Source organism: Lysobacter sp. 05T417, from assembly GCF_056396405.1.
The window spans coordinates 155,654-171,446 of record NZ_JBFTLK010000007.1 but is presented as its reverse complement, the minus strand read 5'-3'; the positions used below and the strand labels follow the sequence as shown (position 1 = coordinate 171,446).

14 protein-coding genes are annotated in these 15,793 nt (G+C 69.4%); 1 reads left to right on the top strand and 13 read right to left on the bottom strand.

Translation table 11 applies throughout. The features are described 5' to 3' along the window. The 13 genes from AC1DER_RS14315 to AC1DER_RS14255 all read right to left on the bottom strand — a co-directional run bounded on the left by AC1DER_RS14315 (position 1) and on the right by AC1DER_RS14255 (position 14,091). Positions 1-1,077, bottom strand: a complete 1,077-nt coding sequence (locus tag AC1DER_RS14315; protein WP_477245434.1) for a diguanylate cyclase — start codon at positions 1,075-1,077, stop codon at positions 1-3. A gap of 47 nt (positions 1,078-1,124) precedes the next feature. Continuing rightward, on the bottom strand, positions 1,125-1,751 hold the full coding sequence (locus AC1DER_RS14310) for a YbhB/YbcL family Raf kinase inhibitor-like protein (protein ID WP_477358075.1): 627 nt from the start codon (positions 1,749-1,751) through the stop codon (positions 1,125-1,127). A 22-nt stretch (positions 1,752-1,773) separates the two neighbouring features. After that, a complete protein-coding gene (locus tag AC1DER_RS14305) occupies positions 1,774-3,840 on the bottom strand; it encodes a tetratricopeptide repeat protein (RefSeq protein WP_477358072.1) in 2,067 nt (688 codons plus the stop codon). Positions 3,841-4,000: 160 nt separating this feature from the next. Next, positions 4,001-4,993 carry a YheT family hydrolase gene (locus AC1DER_RS14300; protein ID WP_441815732.1) on the bottom strand — a complete coding sequence of 331 codons (993 nt, stop codon included), beginning with the start codon at positions 4,991-4,993 and terminating at the stop codon, positions 4,001-4,003. Between the two features lie 55 nt (positions 4,994-5,048). Continuing rightward, the gene (locus AC1DER_RS14295) at positions 5,049-5,855 is read right to left on the bottom strand and encodes a lysophospholipid acyltransferase family protein (RefSeq protein ID WP_441815731.1); all 807 of its coding nucleotides are present in this window, start codon (positions 5,853-5,855) and stop codon (positions 5,049-5,051) included. A 180-nt stretch (positions 5,856-6,035) separates the two neighbouring features. Then, positions 6,036-8,423 (bottom strand): glycoside hydrolase family 3 protein, encoded by a 2,388-nt coding sequence (locus tag AC1DER_RS14290; protein WP_477246962.1) that lies wholly within the window; start codon positions 8,421-8,423, stop codon positions 6,036-6,038. Between the two features lie 294 nt (positions 8,424-8,717). Further along, positions 8,718-9,077 (bottom strand): hotdog fold thioesterase, encoded by a 360-nt coding sequence (locus tag AC1DER_RS14285; protein WP_441815858.1) that lies wholly within the window; start codon positions 9,075-9,077, stop codon positions 8,718-8,720. Positions 9,078-9,427: 350 nt separating this feature from the next. Further along, entirely contained in the window at positions 9,428-9,613 is a 186-nt protein-coding gene (locus tag AC1DER_RS14280; RefSeq protein ID WP_441815730.1) for a hypothetical protein, read from the bottom strand. Between the two features lie 44 nt (positions 9,614-9,657). After that, positions 9,658-9,855: a hypothetical protein gene (locus AC1DER_RS14275; RefSeq protein ID WP_477246913.1), complete on the bottom strand. Its 198-nt coding sequence runs from the start codon at positions 9,853-9,855 to the stop codon at positions 9,658-9,660. A 352-nt stretch (positions 9,856-10,207) separates the two neighbouring features. Beyond that, on the bottom strand, positions 10,208-12,256 hold the full coding sequence (locus AC1DER_RS14270) for a phospholipase D family protein (RefSeq protein WP_477246915.1): 2,049 nt from the start codon (positions 12,254-12,256) through the stop codon (positions 10,208-10,210). Next, entirely contained in the window at positions 12,256-12,876 is a 621-nt protein-coding gene (locus tag AC1DER_RS14265) for a YceI family protein (RefSeq protein WP_477246917.1), read from the bottom strand. The genes AC1DER_RS14270 and AC1DER_RS14265 overlap by 1 nt, the downstream gene beginning before the upstream one ends. Then, entirely contained in the window at positions 12,867-13,343 is a 477-nt protein-coding gene (locus AC1DER_RS14260) for a SixA phosphatase family protein (RefSeq protein ID WP_477246919.1), read from the bottom strand. Before AC1DER_RS14260 ends, AC1DER_RS14265 begins: the two co-directional genes overlap by 10 nt. A 115-nt stretch (positions 13,344-13,458) precedes the next feature. Beyond that, on the bottom strand, positions 13,459-14,091 hold the full coding sequence (locus AC1DER_RS14255; protein ID WP_441815725.1) for a nucleotide-binding protein: 633 nt from the start codon (positions 14,089-14,091) through the stop codon (positions 13,459-13,461). Between the two features lie 194 nt (positions 14,092-14,285). Here AC1DER_RS14255 and AC1DER_RS14250 point away from each other — a divergent pair, with 194 nt between their 5' ends. Next, positions 14,286-15,773, top strand: a complete 1,488-nt coding sequence (locus tag AC1DER_RS14250; RefSeq protein ID WP_477246921.1) for an AAA family ATPase — start codon at positions 14,286-14,288, stop codon at positions 15,771-15,773. The last annotated feature ends 20 nt before the right edge of the window (positions 15,774-15,793 follow it).

Below are 15,793 nucleotides of genomic sequence, written 5' to 3'. Positions count from 1 at the left end.
TCAGGCCGGCACGCGCGAAGGCTTGCCGGCCTTGATCGCATACATCGCCGCGTCGGCCTGCACCAGCAGTTCGGCGAGGCTGGCACCCGGTGTGTCGGCCGGGTCGATCACGCCGACGCTCAGCGACAACGTATAGGGCTGGTTGGCGTGCATCGCCGCCAGCTGTGCCGCGCCGACCTCGACCCGCCGGCGCACGCTGGCCGCGTCGATGGCGTCGAGCGCGAGCACGGCGAACTCGTCGCCACCCCAGCGTGCCAGCACGTCGGCTTCGCTGAACACCACGCGCAGCAGTTCGGCGGCCTGGCGGATCATGATGTCGCCGGCGGCGTGGCCGTGGCGATCATTGACCGGCTTGAGGCCGTCGAGGTCGATGAAGATCAGGCGACACGGCTGCTGCAGGCGCCGCACCACTTCCAGTTCCTGCGTCGCCAGCAGCTGGAAACCGCGGCGATTGTGCAGACCGGTCAGTTCGTCGGTCAGCGACAGCAGGCGCACTTCGTGCTCGGCGCGTTCACGTTCGGCCATCTCCTCGCGCAGCAGCTGGTTGGTGCGCGCCAGCTCCTCGGTGCGGTCGAGCACGCGCTGTTCGAGATCGGCGTGCATCTGGATGTTCTCCAGCGCCACCGATGTTGCGTTGGCCAGCGTCTGCAGCAGGTGGGTCTCGTCGGCGCTGGGCGTGTGGTGCTCCGCCCAGTAGCTGCCGATCGCGCCGATCGGCTCGAGGGTGCGGATCGGCGTCATCAGCAGGCTGCGGACGAACGTTGGCCGGTACGCTGCGTGCGGGATGCGATCGTCGGCGTAGATGTCCTCGATCGCCACCGCGGTGCGGTTGAGCATGCACCAGCCGCTGATGCACTGGTTCAGCGGGAAGCGCTGGCCTTTCCACAGCGGCGAGATCGCATCTTCGTCGAAGTAGTAGCACTGCCCGGCGTCGCGCAGGACCAGCGACGCGCCGTCAGAGCCGGCCAGAGTGCGGGCGGTGCCGCGCACGATCGCGGCGACGCTGTCGAGGTCGCGCGCCAGCGACAGCTGCTGCACGGCCTCGACGAGCGATTCCAGTTTTGCCTGGTACTGCATCGCAACCCCCCTGGTGCGATGTCTGCCCGCGCAGGCGGGCAGGTCGATCAGTCCTTGACCTGTGGATTGAGCGAATACGTTGCGTAGATCGAGACTTCGTCCAGGACGTGGCCGTGCATGGCCTCGAACACCTGCGCGGCGGTGAAGCGGTCCGGCACGGTCAGGTGATCGATGTCGAGGGCGAACAGACGGAAGAAGTAACGGTGCAGACGCAGATCGTTCGGCGGCGGGAACGGCCCGTCGAAGCCGTACCAGTCGCCCGCCATGGAGGCGTCGTCGGCGAACCAGCCGGTGTAGTCGTTCAGGCCCTGGCGCGCGCCGGCCGGTCCGGACGGTCGGGTCTTGCCGTGCGGCACGACACCGTCGCTGCAGCTGCCGGCGACGATCTGGCTGACGCCGGCGCCAATGTCGACCATCGCCCAGTGCACGAAGTCGCACCGCGGTTGCTCGGATGGGATCAGCACGCCGGGCTTGCCGACCATCTCCGCCATCGTCGGCACGTCCGGATCGATGCACAACAGCACGAACGACTTCGTCCCCGCCGGGGCATCGCCCCAGGCCAGGTGCGGATTGCGGTTGGGCGCAAAACCAAAACCGTCGGCCGTGGCCTGGCCGGCGGCGAATTCGGCCGGCAGGCGCTGGCGGTGTTCGAAGCTGTCGCTGCGGATGTGCATGGATCGTCCTCCTTGCTTCAGTTCATTCCGCCGGATAGCCCAGGCGCTGGGCAACCGGCGTCAGCACTGCGAACTCCTCGGCCAGGGCATCGCGGAAGTCGCGCCAGTGACCGGCGGGGAAGTGCGGCGGGCCGAGCATCTGCTGCGGGGCGACGGCCACATTCGCGCCCAGCGCATCGGCGATCGCCTGGGCGATGCCGGCGGGGTTGGCGTCGTCCATGCGGATCAGGCGATGCGGGAACAGGTCATGCTCGCTGAGCTCGGCGATCTGCTCCATCGTCCTGGCCATCCAGCGCGCGCCTTCCAGCGGCGAGGCCAACGCCAGCGGCACCGGGCCACCGAAGGCGAGCCAGTCCAGCAGCATGTCGCGCGGGTCGCGCACGGCCACCATCAGCACCGCCTCGGGCAGCTGCGGGCGCAGGCCCAGCAGCAGCGCGTTGTCCCACCACAGCAGCCAGTCGAAGGCATTGCCATCGTGGATGCCGCGCGCGGGCAGGCCGGCGCGCCACAGGCTGACCAGGTAGGCCGGATCGAGCGAGCCGTCGAGCAGGCCCGACACGGTGTCGTAGCGCTGCAGCGGATCGGTCGGCGGCTGCGCGCCGAAGCGGTCCACCAGCAAAGGCGCGGCGGAGTGCTTGATGGTCGCGGCGATGTATTCGACCAGCGAGCCCGGCGCGCCCCACAGCAGCAGCACGCCCGGGGCCGGATCCGGCAGCGGCGCCAGTTCCGGCCACTGCGTGATCGGCGCGCTCGGCTGCGGCAGCGGCAGGCGCTCGCCGACAACCTCGGCGTGCAGCTCGGCCCAGGTCGCGGCGGCGGCATCGGGCTGGCCGGCGGCGTCGAAGCAACGGCCCAGCAGCTGGCGCAGGCTGCGCTTCACGTTCGGGTCCGGCGCCTGTGCAAGCAGGCCTTCCACGCGCAGGACCGCGGCGTCGGGGTCGCTGCGCAGCAGCTGGTCGATGATGCGCAGCTCGGCCATGGTGTGGCCCGGCTGCAGTTCGGTGATGCGCTGCGCGGTGGCGTAGGCCAGTTCCGGCTCGCCGGCCTGGTCGTGCAGGGTGGTCTGTGCTTCCAGCGCCGGCACGAAGTCGGGCATCGCCTCGCGCCAGCGCGCGATCACTTCGCGTGCCGGGTCGCTGGCGAACTCCTCGAACAGCAGGCGCGCGCGCCACAGGTCGGGCGCCTGCGGGTGCTCGAGCAGAACCGAGTCGATCGTGGTGCGGGCTTCATCGAGCAGCTCCAGGCGGCGCCAGGCTTCGATTAGCGGCAGGATGCTGCGGCGGTCCAGCGGCTGGGCGAGGAAGGCCTGGCGCAGGCGCGGCAGCGCGCGGTCGTTGCGGCCCGCATCCAGTTCAAGCTCACCGACCAGGCGATGCATGCCCGGCGTGCCGGTCTCGCCGTCGAGCAGCGGCGCCAGTTCGTCGGCAGCCTCGCCCGGACGCGATTGCAGGCGCATCAGGTTGGCGACCATCAGGCGCAGCGGGCGCGAACCCGGATCGCCCTCGAGCAGGCTGCGGAAGGCCTGCTCGGCGAAAGCGTAATGGCCCTTGCCGAGGTAGGCGAAGGCGAGCGCGTGGCGCAGCTGGGCGTCGCCCGGGGCGCGCTCGGCGGCGCCGCTGAGGATCGCCAGGGCGCGGTCGGGTTCGCCGCGGCGCAGCGCCAGGGTGCCTTCGACCGCGGCCACGTGCGGGTGCTCGGGGGCGATGCGCGCTGCGGTGCGGATCAGGCGCTCGGCCTCGTTCAGGTCGGCGCGGCCGATCGCCAGGTGGGCCTGGATGATGTAGGCCGGGAACTGGTTCGGATCCAGTCCGGTGGCGCGGGCCAGCGCAGCCTGGGCTTCGTCGAGCTGGCGTTCGGTCAGAAGCAGGCCGGCGCGCTCCAGGTGCAGGTTGGCGTCGTCAGGCGCCAGCTCGATGGCCTGGCCAATGGCGGCAAGCGCGCCTTCGCGGTCGCCGTCCAGGCGCAGTGCAGCGGCGAGCAGGCGGTGCGCGGTGGCGTCCTGCGGTTGCGCGGCGATGGCGTCGCGCGCGGCGCTGAGCGCTTCGCTGGCCACGCCGCGGCGCAGTGCGTCAATGATCGGTTCGTACATGGACTGCTCGATGATTCAGGCGAAAGCGCGATTGTAGCGGCAGCAGGCGCCATGCCCGGCCTGCCAACAGGGGTTTATCGGCAGTTGCGGCGGGGACTTGAGCCGCGCCGGGGCGTGGCGGCGCGATTTCGGGGGCCGGGGCCCGGCCAGGCCCGGTCCTTCAGGCGCTATCGGCCGCGTCGAGCATGCGCTGGGCGATCCAGCGTTCGGCAAAGCCGTCGAGGGTGGCGCCTTCGAGGAAGCCGCAATGGCCGCCCCAGGGTGCGATTTCCAGCGCCGCGCTGCGCGGCAGGGTCAGGGCGTGGAATCCCGCCACCGGAATCACCGGGTCGTCCTGCGCCATGAGGATGCTGGCCGGGACCTGCAGCGCGGTCAGGCGGTCGCCGGCGATCGAGTACCCGTCGAAATAGCGCTCGAGGGTGCCGAAGTCGGTGTGGCGCTCGACCATCCACTGCGTCAGCGGTCGCATGCGCAAACCCAGGACCTCATCGTCGAAGGCATGCACCTGGGGGAACAGCTCGCGCTTGCGCGCCAGCGAACCGCGCCATTTGCGCTCGAAGTACCACAGGTACAACGGCAGGCCCTGTTCCATCTGCTCCATCGTGCGGGCCGGATCGAGTACCGGGCATACCGCCGCCACGTGGGTCAGCGCCAGGCCGGCGTCCGGCGCGCGCAGCGCCAGGCGCAGGGCGAAGTTGCCGCCGAGCGAATAGCCGGCCACGGCCATCGGCCGGCCCGGGAAACGGCGCGCCACTTCCACCGCCGCGCGCACGACTTCGTCGATGCGGTTGGAATGGAACAGCCCTTCGTTGAGGTGATGGGTGTTGCCGTGGTCGCGGAAGTTGAGGCGGAACACTTCGAATCCGGCCTTCAGCAGCTGCACCGCGGTCAGGCGCATGTAGCTGGAATCGACGCTGCCCTCCCAGCCGTGCAGCAGCAGCACCAGGCCGCGCGACTCGCGATCGGGCATGACGCTGTGCAGGCCGTGCAGGCGGGCGTCGCCGGCGTCGATCAGGTGTTCGCTGCTCACTGCGCCCAGCTCGGCCAGGCTGCGTTCGCCATGGCGGCGACGCAACACACTGGAGCCGAGCGCGGACTGTACGTGCGCGTTGCGCAACCAGCGGGGTGGTTGGTAATCGGCGGCGGTCAGCATGCCTGGGACCATAGCGGTACGAATTCGAGTGCGCCCACTAAACCCAACGTACTCTTCAACTCGTCATGGCCTCGACAATGCGCGATCGGGCCAGATCGGCGAGACGGCGGCGTCCGTCGGCCTGGCCAGGCGCGATTGGTTCGAGGAAATGCACTTCGGCCAGCCGCGTCGGCTCGCCGAGCAGGCGCACGAAGTTGCCCAGGAAGCTCTCGCCGGGCTGGAACGCGACCACCTGCTGGGCCTGGCCGCCCTCGCCGTAGCGCAGCGCGACCGGCTGCACGGGGACTCCGGCTTCGACCGCGGCCAGGAAGATGCGGGCATGGAACGGGCCGATCTCACGACCGCCGCGAGTGCCGCCCTCTGGGAACACGCCAACCGAACGGCCGCCGCGCAGTCGCGCCAGCATCTCGTGCAGGACGCCGCCGAGCGATTCGGTGCTGCCGCGCGAATGGAAGATGGTCTCGCCGCGCGAAGCCAGCCAGCCCACCACCGGCCAGCCCTCGATCTCGCGCTTGGCGACGAAGCCCATCATGCGCTGGCTGTGCAGGGTCTCGATGTCGATCCAGCTGACATGGTTGGCGACGAACATCGCCGCGCCGGGCAGAGGTTCGCCGTAGCGGCGCAGGCGGAAGCCGAAGATCCACATCAGGCCGGCAGACCAGGCGCGGATCGCGCGATGGGCCAGGTTCTCGTTGCCGACGCGCACGCCTGCTGTCAGCGGTGTGCCAAGCAGCAGCACCAGCGGCAGGTCGACGAGGATGTGCCACACCAGCAGCGGCACGCGGATGAGATAACGGAGGGCGCGCGCGGCGGGCGCCGCGGTCGGCGCCGTCGCGCCGGCATGGGGGGACGGCGCATTCATTGATGGCACGATACCGAAGCGATGTCGCTGCGGCCAGAACTGTTTCGCCATACGTCGATGGATGTTGCGGGCGTGAATGGCCGCCACGGCCGGTCGACCGCATCGCGGGACGGGGTCGCCGGCAACCCCGTCCCTGCGGCAATCGCGTCAGGTCATTTCAACGCGAACATTCCAGCGCGATCATTTCAGCGCGCACGCCATCACCTTCTCGGCGTCGCCCTGCGCGCCCAATGCCACCTTCGACAGCGACAGCTGCGCCTTGCCCTTCGCCCGCAGGCTGAGCAGGGTGTCGAGCTTCGAGGTGTCCGCGCCGGCCGCGGCGAAGCACTTCAGCGCGATGCCGAGCGTGGTCCAGCGCGCGGGTTCGAGGCTGGCCAGCGACTCGGCCAGCGGCAGCTGCGCGCCGCAGCCCGGGCCGCAACCCACGCCGACGGAAACATCGCCCGGCGCATCGGCGCGTACCGTCAGCACCAGCATCACATCGCCGTTGGTTTCGCGGGTGAGGTCCTTGGCGGCGTCGGAATGCAGCGACACGGTGGCCTCGCCGCTACCGGTCCATTCGATGCGGCGAGCATCTTCCTGGGCCAGGTGGTCGATTGCGCGCACGCGCACGCTGCCGTCGGGCGACGCGGCCGGCAAGGCGGCGACGTCGACCGCCGCGCCCTTGGCGCCCTGCAGCCGCATCACGATGCCGGGCGTCAGCACGCCGCGGGCGTAGTACACGCCCGGCCGCCCCATCGCCGCGGAAACGCCCGGCTCTTCCGGCAATGCCGCCAGGGTGCCGTCATCGCCATAGGTCAGGCCGAAGCCGAAGGCGAACTGCGGTGAATAGTCCGGCTGGCCAACGTTGTTGGCGTACTGGTCGGCGCGGCGCGGCCACGAGAAGCCGAGCTTGCCCTTGAAGTCGTGGGCGAGCTTGCCGTCGGCGCCGCGCAGCAGCACGTCGGCGATGCCGCCGCCTTCGCTGCCGGGCAGCCAGGCGGCGACGAACGCATCGGCGGCGTTGATCTCGCGGTTCATCCACAACGGCCGGCCGCTGAGGAACACCGCCACGACCGGGATGCCTTCGGCCTTCAGGCGCTGGATCAGTTGCAGGTCGCGATCGTCGCCCGGCTTGTACCAGAGCGTTGGAATGTCGCCCTGGAATTCGGCATACGGATCCTCGCCGAAGACGACGATCGCGGCGCCGGGCTTGCGCGTGTAGCGGCCGTCGATGGCCAGTTCGGCGTGGCCACCGGCGCTGCGCACGGCTTTGTCGATGCCTTCCCAGATCGTCTCGCCGTTGGGGAAGTCGGCTCGCGTGCTGCCCACGCCCTGCCAGTTGAGTGTCCAGCCGCCGCTCTGCTTGCCCATGTCGTTGGCGCCGTCGCCGGCCACGAGCAGGTCGAGTTTGGGATCGAGCGGCAGCACGCGGTGGTCGTTCTTCAGCAGCACCAGCGATTCGCGCACGGCCTGGCGCGCGACCGCACGGTGTCCGGGCGCGCCAAGCAGTTCGAACTTGCCGCCGAGCGGCCGCTGCGACGGCTTGCCGGCGTCGAACAGGCCGAGGCGGTACTTCACCCGCAACACGCGGCGCACGGCATCGTCCAGGCGCGCGCGCGGCAGCTCGCCGGACTGGGCCGCCGCCAGCGTGCTTTCGTAGATGCCTTTCCAGGTATCGGGCGCCATCACCATGTCGATGCCGGCGGCGATCACTTCGGGGCAGCGGTCGTTGCTGCAGCCCGGGACCTGGCCGTGGGCGTTCCAGTCGGTGACGACGAAACCGTCGAAGTTCATCCGCCCTTTGAGGACGTCGGTGATCAGGGGTTTGTCGGCGGCGAGCTTGGTGCCGTGCCAGCTGCTGAAGGAAGTCATCACCGCCTGCGCGCCGATCGCTATCGCGGTGGGATAGCCGGCGCCGTGGACGTCGCGCAGCACATCCTCGCTGGACTGGTTGTCGCCCTGGTCCTTGCCGTCGGCGGTGCCGCCGTCGCCGAGGTAGTGCTTGACCGAGGAGATCACATGCTGGCCGTCGAGGAAGCCCGGCGTGCCGGGCTTGCCCTGCAGGCCTTCGACCATCGCGGCAGAGTACGCGGCGACGACTTGCGGCTGTTCGGAATAGCCTTCGTACGAGCGCCCCCATCGGTCGTCCTGCGGCACGGCCACGGTGGGTGCGAACGCCCACTCCATGCCGGTGACGCGGGTCTCGATGGCGGTGATGCGGCCGATCTGGCGGATCAGCTCGGGGTCGCGGGCAGCGCCAAGGGCGATATTGTGCGGAAACACGGTGGCGCCGACGACGTTGCTCTGTCCGTGCACGGCGTCGATGCCGAACAGGATGGGAATGGCCTTGCCGCCGCCGCTGGTGTCCATCGAGGCTTCGTAGAAGGCATCGGACAGCGCGAGCCACTCTGCGGGGGCGGCGTTGTACTTGCCTCCCGGATCGGAGTTGCCACCGGCGAGCACGGACCCGAGGCGGTACTTGCGGACGTCGTCAGGCGTCAGGCTGGCGATGTCGCCCTGGACGATCTGGCCGACTTTTTCTTCCAGCGTCATCGACGCCAGCAGTTTGTCGATGCGGCGCTCCATCGCGCGGTCCACTGGCAACGCGCACGCCACCTTCGGCCAGCGCTCGGGATGGATGGCGCTGTCGTCGGCGGCAATGACGGCGCCGGCGCCTGTCGCCAGTCCCGCGGCCAGCAGGCAGAGCCAGATTCGCTTCGTGCGCGGGCACGCCGCGGTTGCTGCAGTGTCCAAGGGCCGTCTCCGTGATCCCCACACCAGGCGCTTTCGCTGGCGGGGCAAGACTGCGGCCCTCGTGCCTGCTGCGTCAATCAACCCTTGGTCTAGCGGGGTGTGTTGGCGGGGGAGTGGGCGCTGCAGCTAGGTGCGGGCGACCACGGCCAGGGTCAGGCGGGAGATGCAGACCAGGCGGCCGCGTTCGTCTTCGATGCGGATGTCCCAGACCTGGGTGCGGGCGCCGATGTGGATCGGGCGCGCGGTGCCGGTGACGATGCCATCGCGGGCGGCGCGCAGGTGGTTGGCGTTGATCTCGATGCCGACGCAGACTTCGTCGTCGCCGACGCACAGGTTGCCGGCACTGCTGCCCAGCGTTTCGGCGAGCAGGACCGAGGCGCCGCCGTGCAGCAGTCCGTACGGCTGGCGGGTGCGCTGGTCGACCGGCATCGTGCCGCGCACGAAGTCGTTGCCGATCTGGGTGAAGACGATGCCCAGCGGTTCCATCGCGGTGCCCTTGGACAGCGCGTTGAGTTCGGCCAGGTCGGGAACGCCGCGGAAAGGCGAGCGCTGCGGTGCGGGGGAAGTGTCGTCGCTCATTGCGCCACATTAGCCCAGCGGGGGCAGTGGCAGCCAGCCGTTGCGGTGGCTCAGGCGACAGTCGCGAGGCGTGCGCCCGCGGAGGAAAAAATGGGCCCGGTGGACGGCACGTCGCCACGGAGAGAGTCCGACGTGCCGGCCCCGGGCCAGGGGGAAGCGGGAAGTACCGTTGTGTGTTGCGGTGTTGCCGGTGGTGCTACAGCGCGATGGGGTGCGTCATCCGTTTTTTTCATTCGTTGCGATCACGTCCGGGCCAATCACGCGCAACGGAAGCGCGGCTGCATCCAGTCCTGGGCATAGCGACGGTTGCTGGCGTAGCCGCTGCTGTTGCCGTAGCCGACGCCAAAGTCGCGCTCGCGGTGAACATGGCGCTGCGGCATCGGAACAACGTTCGAGCGCGTGGCAGTGGCGGGGACGGTCGGGGTGCGGGTGAAGGCGTTCATGGCGTGATCCTGGCGAAGAGGTGGTGCGGTGTGGCGAGGTGCGGTCAGGCGCAACGGAAGCGCGTCGGGCCCCATTCGGAGGTGTAGCGGCGGTTGCTGGCGTAGCCGCTGCTGTTGCCGTAGCCGATGCCGAAATCGCGTTCGCGATGCTGGCGGGCCGGGGCGGCGTTGAGCAGGTTGGCGGTCAGGCGGGCCGGGGCTACCGACTTGGCAAACAGGCTGGAGAGGCGGATGGCGTTCATGGCGGTGTCCTGTGTCAGCGGGGGAGTGACTTGGTGTGTTGGTAGACTACAACACCAGATCTATTCCGCCATGGGCCAGAAGTCACCCCACCTAAGACCTACCTGGTGAAGCGGGACCACATTCGGAACTTGCTGATATAGATAGCTATTTGGAGCGAACCGTTGCCATGACTGATGGCAGGGGTCCGGGCCCGGGGCGCGGCTGCCGGGCTGGAGGGGCCCGATCCGGGCCAACGGGGACAGTGACGAGCGTCACGGTCAGCACACTGAACGGGGCGCCACGCCAGGGGGGCGAAGCGGCCAGTGCGCGAAACCGGCGCGAGAAGCGGGCCTGGAAGCGGCGAAACCGGCCTCAGAGGATCGGTGCGAGCCCGGCGCCGAACGCGGTGAAGATCCGCGTGGTGATGCCTTTCAGGCCCAGCGCCACTTCCGGGAAGTCACCGACCGGCTCGTAGCAGGCGCGGAAGCCCGGATCGCTCGGCAGCATCGGTTGCGGGCAATGCGGGCCGGGGGCGAATTCGTAACTGGTGGCGTAGCGCATCGGCCACAGGTCGAAGATCGGCATCGCCTCGAACATCTTGCCCAGCGAGTAGTCCAGGCCCGAGAACACCGGCGGCTTGTCGCGACGCGCGATCACCCACGAGTTGCCCGGCTCCATGTCGCGGCGGATGCTCTGCGCCAGCGCCTGGGCGAATGCCGCATCCTCGATCACCACCGCGCTTTCGGTGTTGTAGTGATCGCCGCGCGGATCGAAGTTGTGCGTACCGACCACGCCGATCTTCTCGTCGATGACCATCGACTTGGCATGCATGCCGATGCGCACGCCGGCACGCTCGAGCGGCACCGGCTGGTTGGCCTTGCGCGAGCCATAGCGCAGCGCGGTGTACTCGCGCGACAGCGCGCGCCGGTACTGCTCGCGCTCGACGGCGCTGCGGCGGTCGTAACGTTCGCGCAGCTCGCGGTGGGTTTCCTGTGGCGTGGCCGAGCCGCGCTGCGTCGTTTCCGGCTCGATGCCCTCGCCCGTCAGCGCGCGCTCGGGCTCGAGGGCGGCCGGATCGATGTCCGGATCGTCGTCGTCGATCCCGCTGCCGGCGTTGTCGAAGGCCGGCAATGTGGCGCCGGTGGTGGCGACATCGATCGGCGCATCGCGCGGGAACGGCTTGTACTCGAAGATGTTGAAGCCGAACTCGCGCAGGTAGCGCCGCTTGTACTTGTACGACAGCGCGTAGGCGATGAAGGCGTCGGTCGCGGCCAGGCTGTTGGTCGACACGATCACCCGCGGGCGCTCGCCCGGCGGACGCTTGTGCAACTGGCGGAACATTTCCTGCGCGGAATCCGACAGCACCAGGTAAGGGGTCTGCAGCAGCACTTCCGTGCGCGCCGACTCGATCAGCTCACGCAGCGAGCCCGATGCCACCGCCTGCTGGGCGGCGCCGTTGCTGCGGTGCTTTTCCGGGGTGTCGGAGATATAACGCACGTCGCCGACCGGCAAGGCGCGCTGCGCCAGCCGTTGTTCGACCAGGCTGGCATCGGCGGCATCGCGCTGCATCGCCTGCGCGCGCTGCGGCCGTTCGTACTGGATGTGCGGCAGCGCCGGCACGCCGCCGCGGAGCAGGCGATCGCCAACGTCGTTGAGGCGTTCGACCGGCACGCTGCGGCGATCATTCCAGAACAGCGAGAAGTCCTCGCCCATCACGTGCGCGACCGGTCCGGCCACGAGCAGATCACGGTCGCGGAAGTTGTACTCGTCGTCCCAGTCGTAATAGTCGTCCTGGTAGTTGCGCCCGCCGGTGATGCCGACCGCGCCGTCGACCAGCAGCAGCTTGGTGTGCATGCGCTGGTTGAGCTTGTTCCAGCAGCACGCCGCGGCCAGCGCGTACTGCGGGTAGCTGGTCTGGGCGCGGCCGAGCACCGGGCTGTACAGGCGCAGCTCGAAGTTGACGTGCGCGGCCGCCAGCGCGGCCAGCGTGTCGACATGCTTGAGCGCGGACAACTGGTCGATCAGCACGCGCACGCGCACGCCGCGGCGCGCGGCGGCAAGCAGTTCGTCCATCACCAGCCGGCCGGCATCGTCTTCGTCGAAGATGTAGGTCTGCAGGTCGATGGCGGTGGTGGCGCTGCGGATCAGGTTGATGCGCGCCAGCAGGGCATCCGGGCCGACGTCGATGATCAACGCGTAATGGCGCGGAGCCTGCGGGGTGGATTCGGCGAATGCGCGCGCCGCCAGCTGGCGCAGTGGCGAGGATTGCGCGCAGGCGTCCTCGCGGGTGCAGTCGACCCGGGTCGGTCGCGCCGCGGCCGCGATCGCGCTGGCGCGGTCGCGCTGGGCGTTGGACAGCGAGGCGCAGCCGGACACTGCCAGCGCGAATACCACCGCTGCCAACTGCACGAACCTGGACATCACCGTTCCTCGACCAGGCGCACGCGCATGTTGAAGCGAACGCGGTCGGTCAGCGCCAGTTGCCAGCCGTCCAGGCCGTAGTCGGAGCGGTTGATGCTGCCGCTGGCGACCACATCGCAGTCCTTGCCGGGCAGGTCACAGGTGGCCGGCGACAGGTAGAACGACTCGATGCGGCTGACACCGTGCATGGTCAGCCGCCCACGCAGGCGGCCGCCGGCGCGGATCAGCAATTCGGGGTGCGGATCGGACTCGAACTGCACGCTGGGGTAGTGGGCCGAGTCGAAGAAACTGTCGCCACGCGCCATCGCGGTGTAGCGCTCGGAGCCGGCAACGGTGACGGCCCCGGTGCGCAGGACGATGCGCACGACGTAGCGGCCGTCGGCCAGCTTCGTCACTTCGCCGTCGTACTGCGGGAACATGCCGACGACCTTCTGCCCCCAGCGCGTGCGCAGTTCGAAACCGAAACGGGTGAAGCGGCCGTCGAACGCCTGCGTGGTCGAAGCCCCCGCAGCGGCGGGCGCCGCCGACGGCGATGCCTGGTAGGCCAGCGCCGGCCAACCCGTCAGCACGCACGACAACAGCGCCACCAGGGCGCATCGCGAACTCGACGTCACGGCCACCAGAAGGCGCTGAGCTGGGCTACCCCCGGTTCCAGGCTGGTGTCGGCCGGAACGCTCAGCACGGCAATGCCACCGGGCGGCATGCCGCGGTAGTCGCCGGACTGGCCGCTGTGGAGCAATGCGGCCAGGCGCTCCAGGCCCGGGTTGTGCCCCACCACCATCAGCCGCTCGGACTCGCCGTGGGCGTCGGCCAGGGCGATCAGCGTGCCCGGGGTCGCCTCGTAGATCGACGGTTCGATGCGCTGGTCGACGTAACCGATGGCGCCCAGTACCGCTTCGAGGGTTTCGCGGGTTCGCCGCGAGGGCGAGCACAGGACGCAGTCGGGCACCAGCTTGTTGGTCGCCAGCCAGCGGCCGGCGGCTTCGGCCTCGGCCAGCCCTTCGGCCGACAGGGGACGGTCCAGGTCGGCCTGGCCGTTACCGGCGGGTTCGGCGTGGGCATGGCGCAGCAGGATCAATTCACGCATTCGCGTCACTACCTTTTTCGCGTCTGGACCGGGGAATCGGAGGGAGATCGTGCGGGCATTATCCTCGACCGGCGTGACGCCGCGCTGATTGATGTCGCACAGAGCGACAACGCCCTCACGCTTTCTTCAACCACTTCAACAGGGGCTGCCAGTCGTCCTGGTGGTCGCGCACCTGGGCGGAGTGGTAGTCGAAAAGGCTTTTGCCCAGTCCGGTCAGGACCACGTAGGCCTGGCTGTCGCGCAACTGCGCCACCACCGGGTACGGCCAGGCGCCGAGCAGTTCCAGCGCCTGCTGCGAGGCATTGGTCCACGGCTTGATCTTGTTGCCGACCAGGCCGACGCGCAGCTGGCCCTTGCGCACGCGCGGGTGCCTGGCCAGCGAATCGAGGAACGGCACGGTCGCGTCGATGTCCAGCGCCGACGGCTGCACCGGGACCAGGATCGCGTCGGCCTGGTCGAGGAAGCTGTCGAGATCGTCGGCCATCGCGCCGGCAGGTGCGTCGATCACCAGACGCTGGGTGTCGTCGGGCAACTGCTTGCGCCAGGCCTTGCGGCGGGTGCCGTCGAGCGGCAGCACGGCGCTTTCGAGCAGCGCGCGCCGTTGCGCCCAGCGGGTGGAGGACTCCTGCGGGTCGGCATCGACCAGCGCGGTGCGCAGACCTTCGATGGCCGATTGCGCGGCGAGATGGGTGGCGATCGTGGTCTTGCCGACGCCCCCCTTGGAACTGGCCACCAGCACGGTCTTCATGCGAACTCCCTCTGGATGGAAGCCGCAGCGTACACCGGGGCCCGGGGCGCGACCATCGCAGCGACGGGCGGCTCAGCCGGGCGGACCGAGGGTGATCAGCCGGGCCGTTGCGAGACAGCCTGCTGCCCGCGGGGGGATGACTGGGCAACGGCTATCATCAACCACAGACACGGATGCCCGGAAAGCCACACGTAATGAGCGAGCTGCAGGACCTGACCGCGCTGATCCGCGCCAACACCCCCCTGATCGTCATCGAGACCCGCGACGAGGCGCGCGTGGTCGAACTGTTCCGCCAGGCGCTGATGCAGGTGTGGCGTGCCCTGCACCGCTGGTCGATCACCGAGGGACTGCGCCGGATCGACCTGGACAAGGAGGATCCGCCGGAGGTCGCGCCCGATGCGTCCACGACCTTGCATGCGATCCGCGATGCCACCCAGCGCGGCATCTACGTGCTGCTCGACATCCATCCCTACCTCGGTTACGCCAGCACCCAGCGCCTGCTGCGCGACATCATCCAGCGCCGCGACTGCCAGCCACACGTGCTGGTGCTGGTCGGCCACAAGGTCGAGTTGCCGCCGGAACTCGATGCGCTGGCCGTGCGCTTCACCCCGCGCCTGCCCGATGCCAACGCGCTGCTCAAGCTGGTGCGCGAAGAAGCGGAGTCCTACGCACGCGAACACGGCGGGCGCCGGGTCGAGGTCGATGCCGAGACGGTGCAGCAGATCGTGCGCAACCTGCGCGGGCTCGATCCGATCGATGCGCGCCGCATCACCCGGCACCTGATCCACGACGACGGCGCACTCGGCCCGGCCGACCTGCCGCAGCTGGCAAAGCTCAAGTTCGAGCTGCTCAACCGCAGCGGCCACCTCCATTACGAGTACGACAGCGCGCGCATGGACGATGTCGCCGGTGCGCGTCGCTTCAAGCGCTGGATCGAGCAGCGCCGCGGTGTGTTCACCAGCGGCGATGCCCCGCCCGGCCTGGACCCGCCCAAGGGCGTGCTGCTGCTGGGCGTGCAGGGTTGCGGCAAGTCGATGCTGGCCAAGGCGGTCGCGGCCGGTTTCGGCGTGCCGCTGGTGCGCCTGGACTTCGGCACGCTTTACGACAAGTTCCATGGCGAGACCGAGAAGAACCTGCGCGCAGCGCTGTCGTCGGCCGAGCAGCTCGAGCCGTGCGTGCTGTGGATCGACGAGATCGAGAAGGGCCTGGCCGGTGATGGCGGCGACAGCGACGGTGGCGTGTCGCGACGCGTGCTGGGCTACCTGCTGACCTGGATGGCCGAGCGCAAGTCGCGCGTGTTCCTGGTCGCAACGGCCAACCAGATCGATGCACTGCCGCCGGAATTGCTGCGCAAGGGCCGCTTCGACGAGATCTTCTTCATCGACCTGCCCGACGCCAGCGCGCGCGAACAGCTGTTCGCCCTGCACCTGCGCCGGCGCGCGCTGGACTCTTCCAGTTTCGACATGGCATCGCTGGTTGCAGCCAGTGACGGCTTCTCCGGTGCCGAGATCGAGCAGGCGATCGTCGCCGCCCTGTACGCCGCGCACGCGGCCAAGGCGCCGCTGAACGACTTCACCCTGCGCGGCGAACTCAAGCAGACGCGGCCGTTGTCGGTGCTGATGGCCGAGCAGGTGCAGGCGCTGCGCGAGTGGGCCAACGGGCGGACGGTACCGGCGGACTGAGCGCTGCCAGGAGCGCGCTG

What these genes read in the sequence shown, in the direction of transcription:
- AC1DER_RS14290 (WP_477246962.1), bottom strand. Translation starts at nt 8,423, where the DNA reads ATGGAGCGCCGCATCGACAAACTGCTGGCGTCGATGACGCTGGAAGAA.
- AC1DER_RS14255 (WP_441815725.1), bottom strand. Translation starts at nt 14,091, where the DNA reads ATGAAGACCGTGCTGGTGGCCAGTTCCAAGGGGGGCGTCGGCAAGACC.
- AC1DER_RS14270 (WP_477246915.1), bottom strand. Translation starts at nt 12,256, where the DNA reads ATGTCCAGGTTCGTGCAGTTGGCAGCGGTGGTATTCGCGCTGGCAGTG.
- AC1DER_RS14300 (WP_441815732.1), bottom strand. Translation starts at nt 4,993, where the DNA reads ATGCTGACCGCCGCCGATTACCAACCACCCCGCTGGTTGCGCAACGCG.
- AC1DER_RS14260 (WP_477246919.1), bottom strand. Translation starts at nt 13,343, where the DNA reads ATGCGTGAATTGATCCTGCTGCGCCATGCCCACGCCGAACCCGCCGGT.
- AC1DER_RS14315 (WP_477245434.1), bottom strand. Translation starts at nt 1,077, where the DNA reads ATGCAGTACCAGGCAAAACTGGAATCGCTCGTCGAGGCCGTGCAGCAG.
- AC1DER_RS14285 (WP_441815858.1), bottom strand. Translation starts at nt 9,077, where the DNA reads ATGGAACCGCTGGGCATCGTCTTCACCCAGATCGGCAACGACTTCGTG.
- AC1DER_RS14295 (WP_441815731.1), bottom strand. Translation starts at nt 5,855, where the DNA reads ATGAATGCGCCGTCCCCCCATGCCGGCGCGACGGCGCCGACCGCGGCG.
- AC1DER_RS14305 (WP_477358072.1), bottom strand. Translation starts at nt 3,840, where the DNA reads ATGTACGAACCGATCATTGACGCACTGCGCCGCGGCGTGGCCAGCGAA.
- AC1DER_RS14250 (WP_477246921.1), top strand. Translation starts at nt 14,286, where the DNA reads ATGAGCGAGCTGCAGGACCTGACCGCGCTGATCCGCGCCAACACCCCC.
- AC1DER_RS14280 (WP_441815730.1), bottom strand. Translation starts at nt 9,613, where the DNA reads ATGAACGCCTTCACCCGCACCCCGACCGTCCCCGCCACTGCCACGCGC.
- AC1DER_RS14275 (WP_477246913.1), bottom strand. Translation starts at nt 9,855, where the DNA reads ATGAACGCCATCCGCCTCTCCAGCCTGTTTGCCAAGTCGGTAGCCCCG.
- AC1DER_RS14310 (WP_477358075.1), bottom strand. Translation starts at nt 1,751, where the DNA reads ATGCACATCCGCAGCGACAGCTTCGAACACCGCCAGCGCCTGCCGGCC.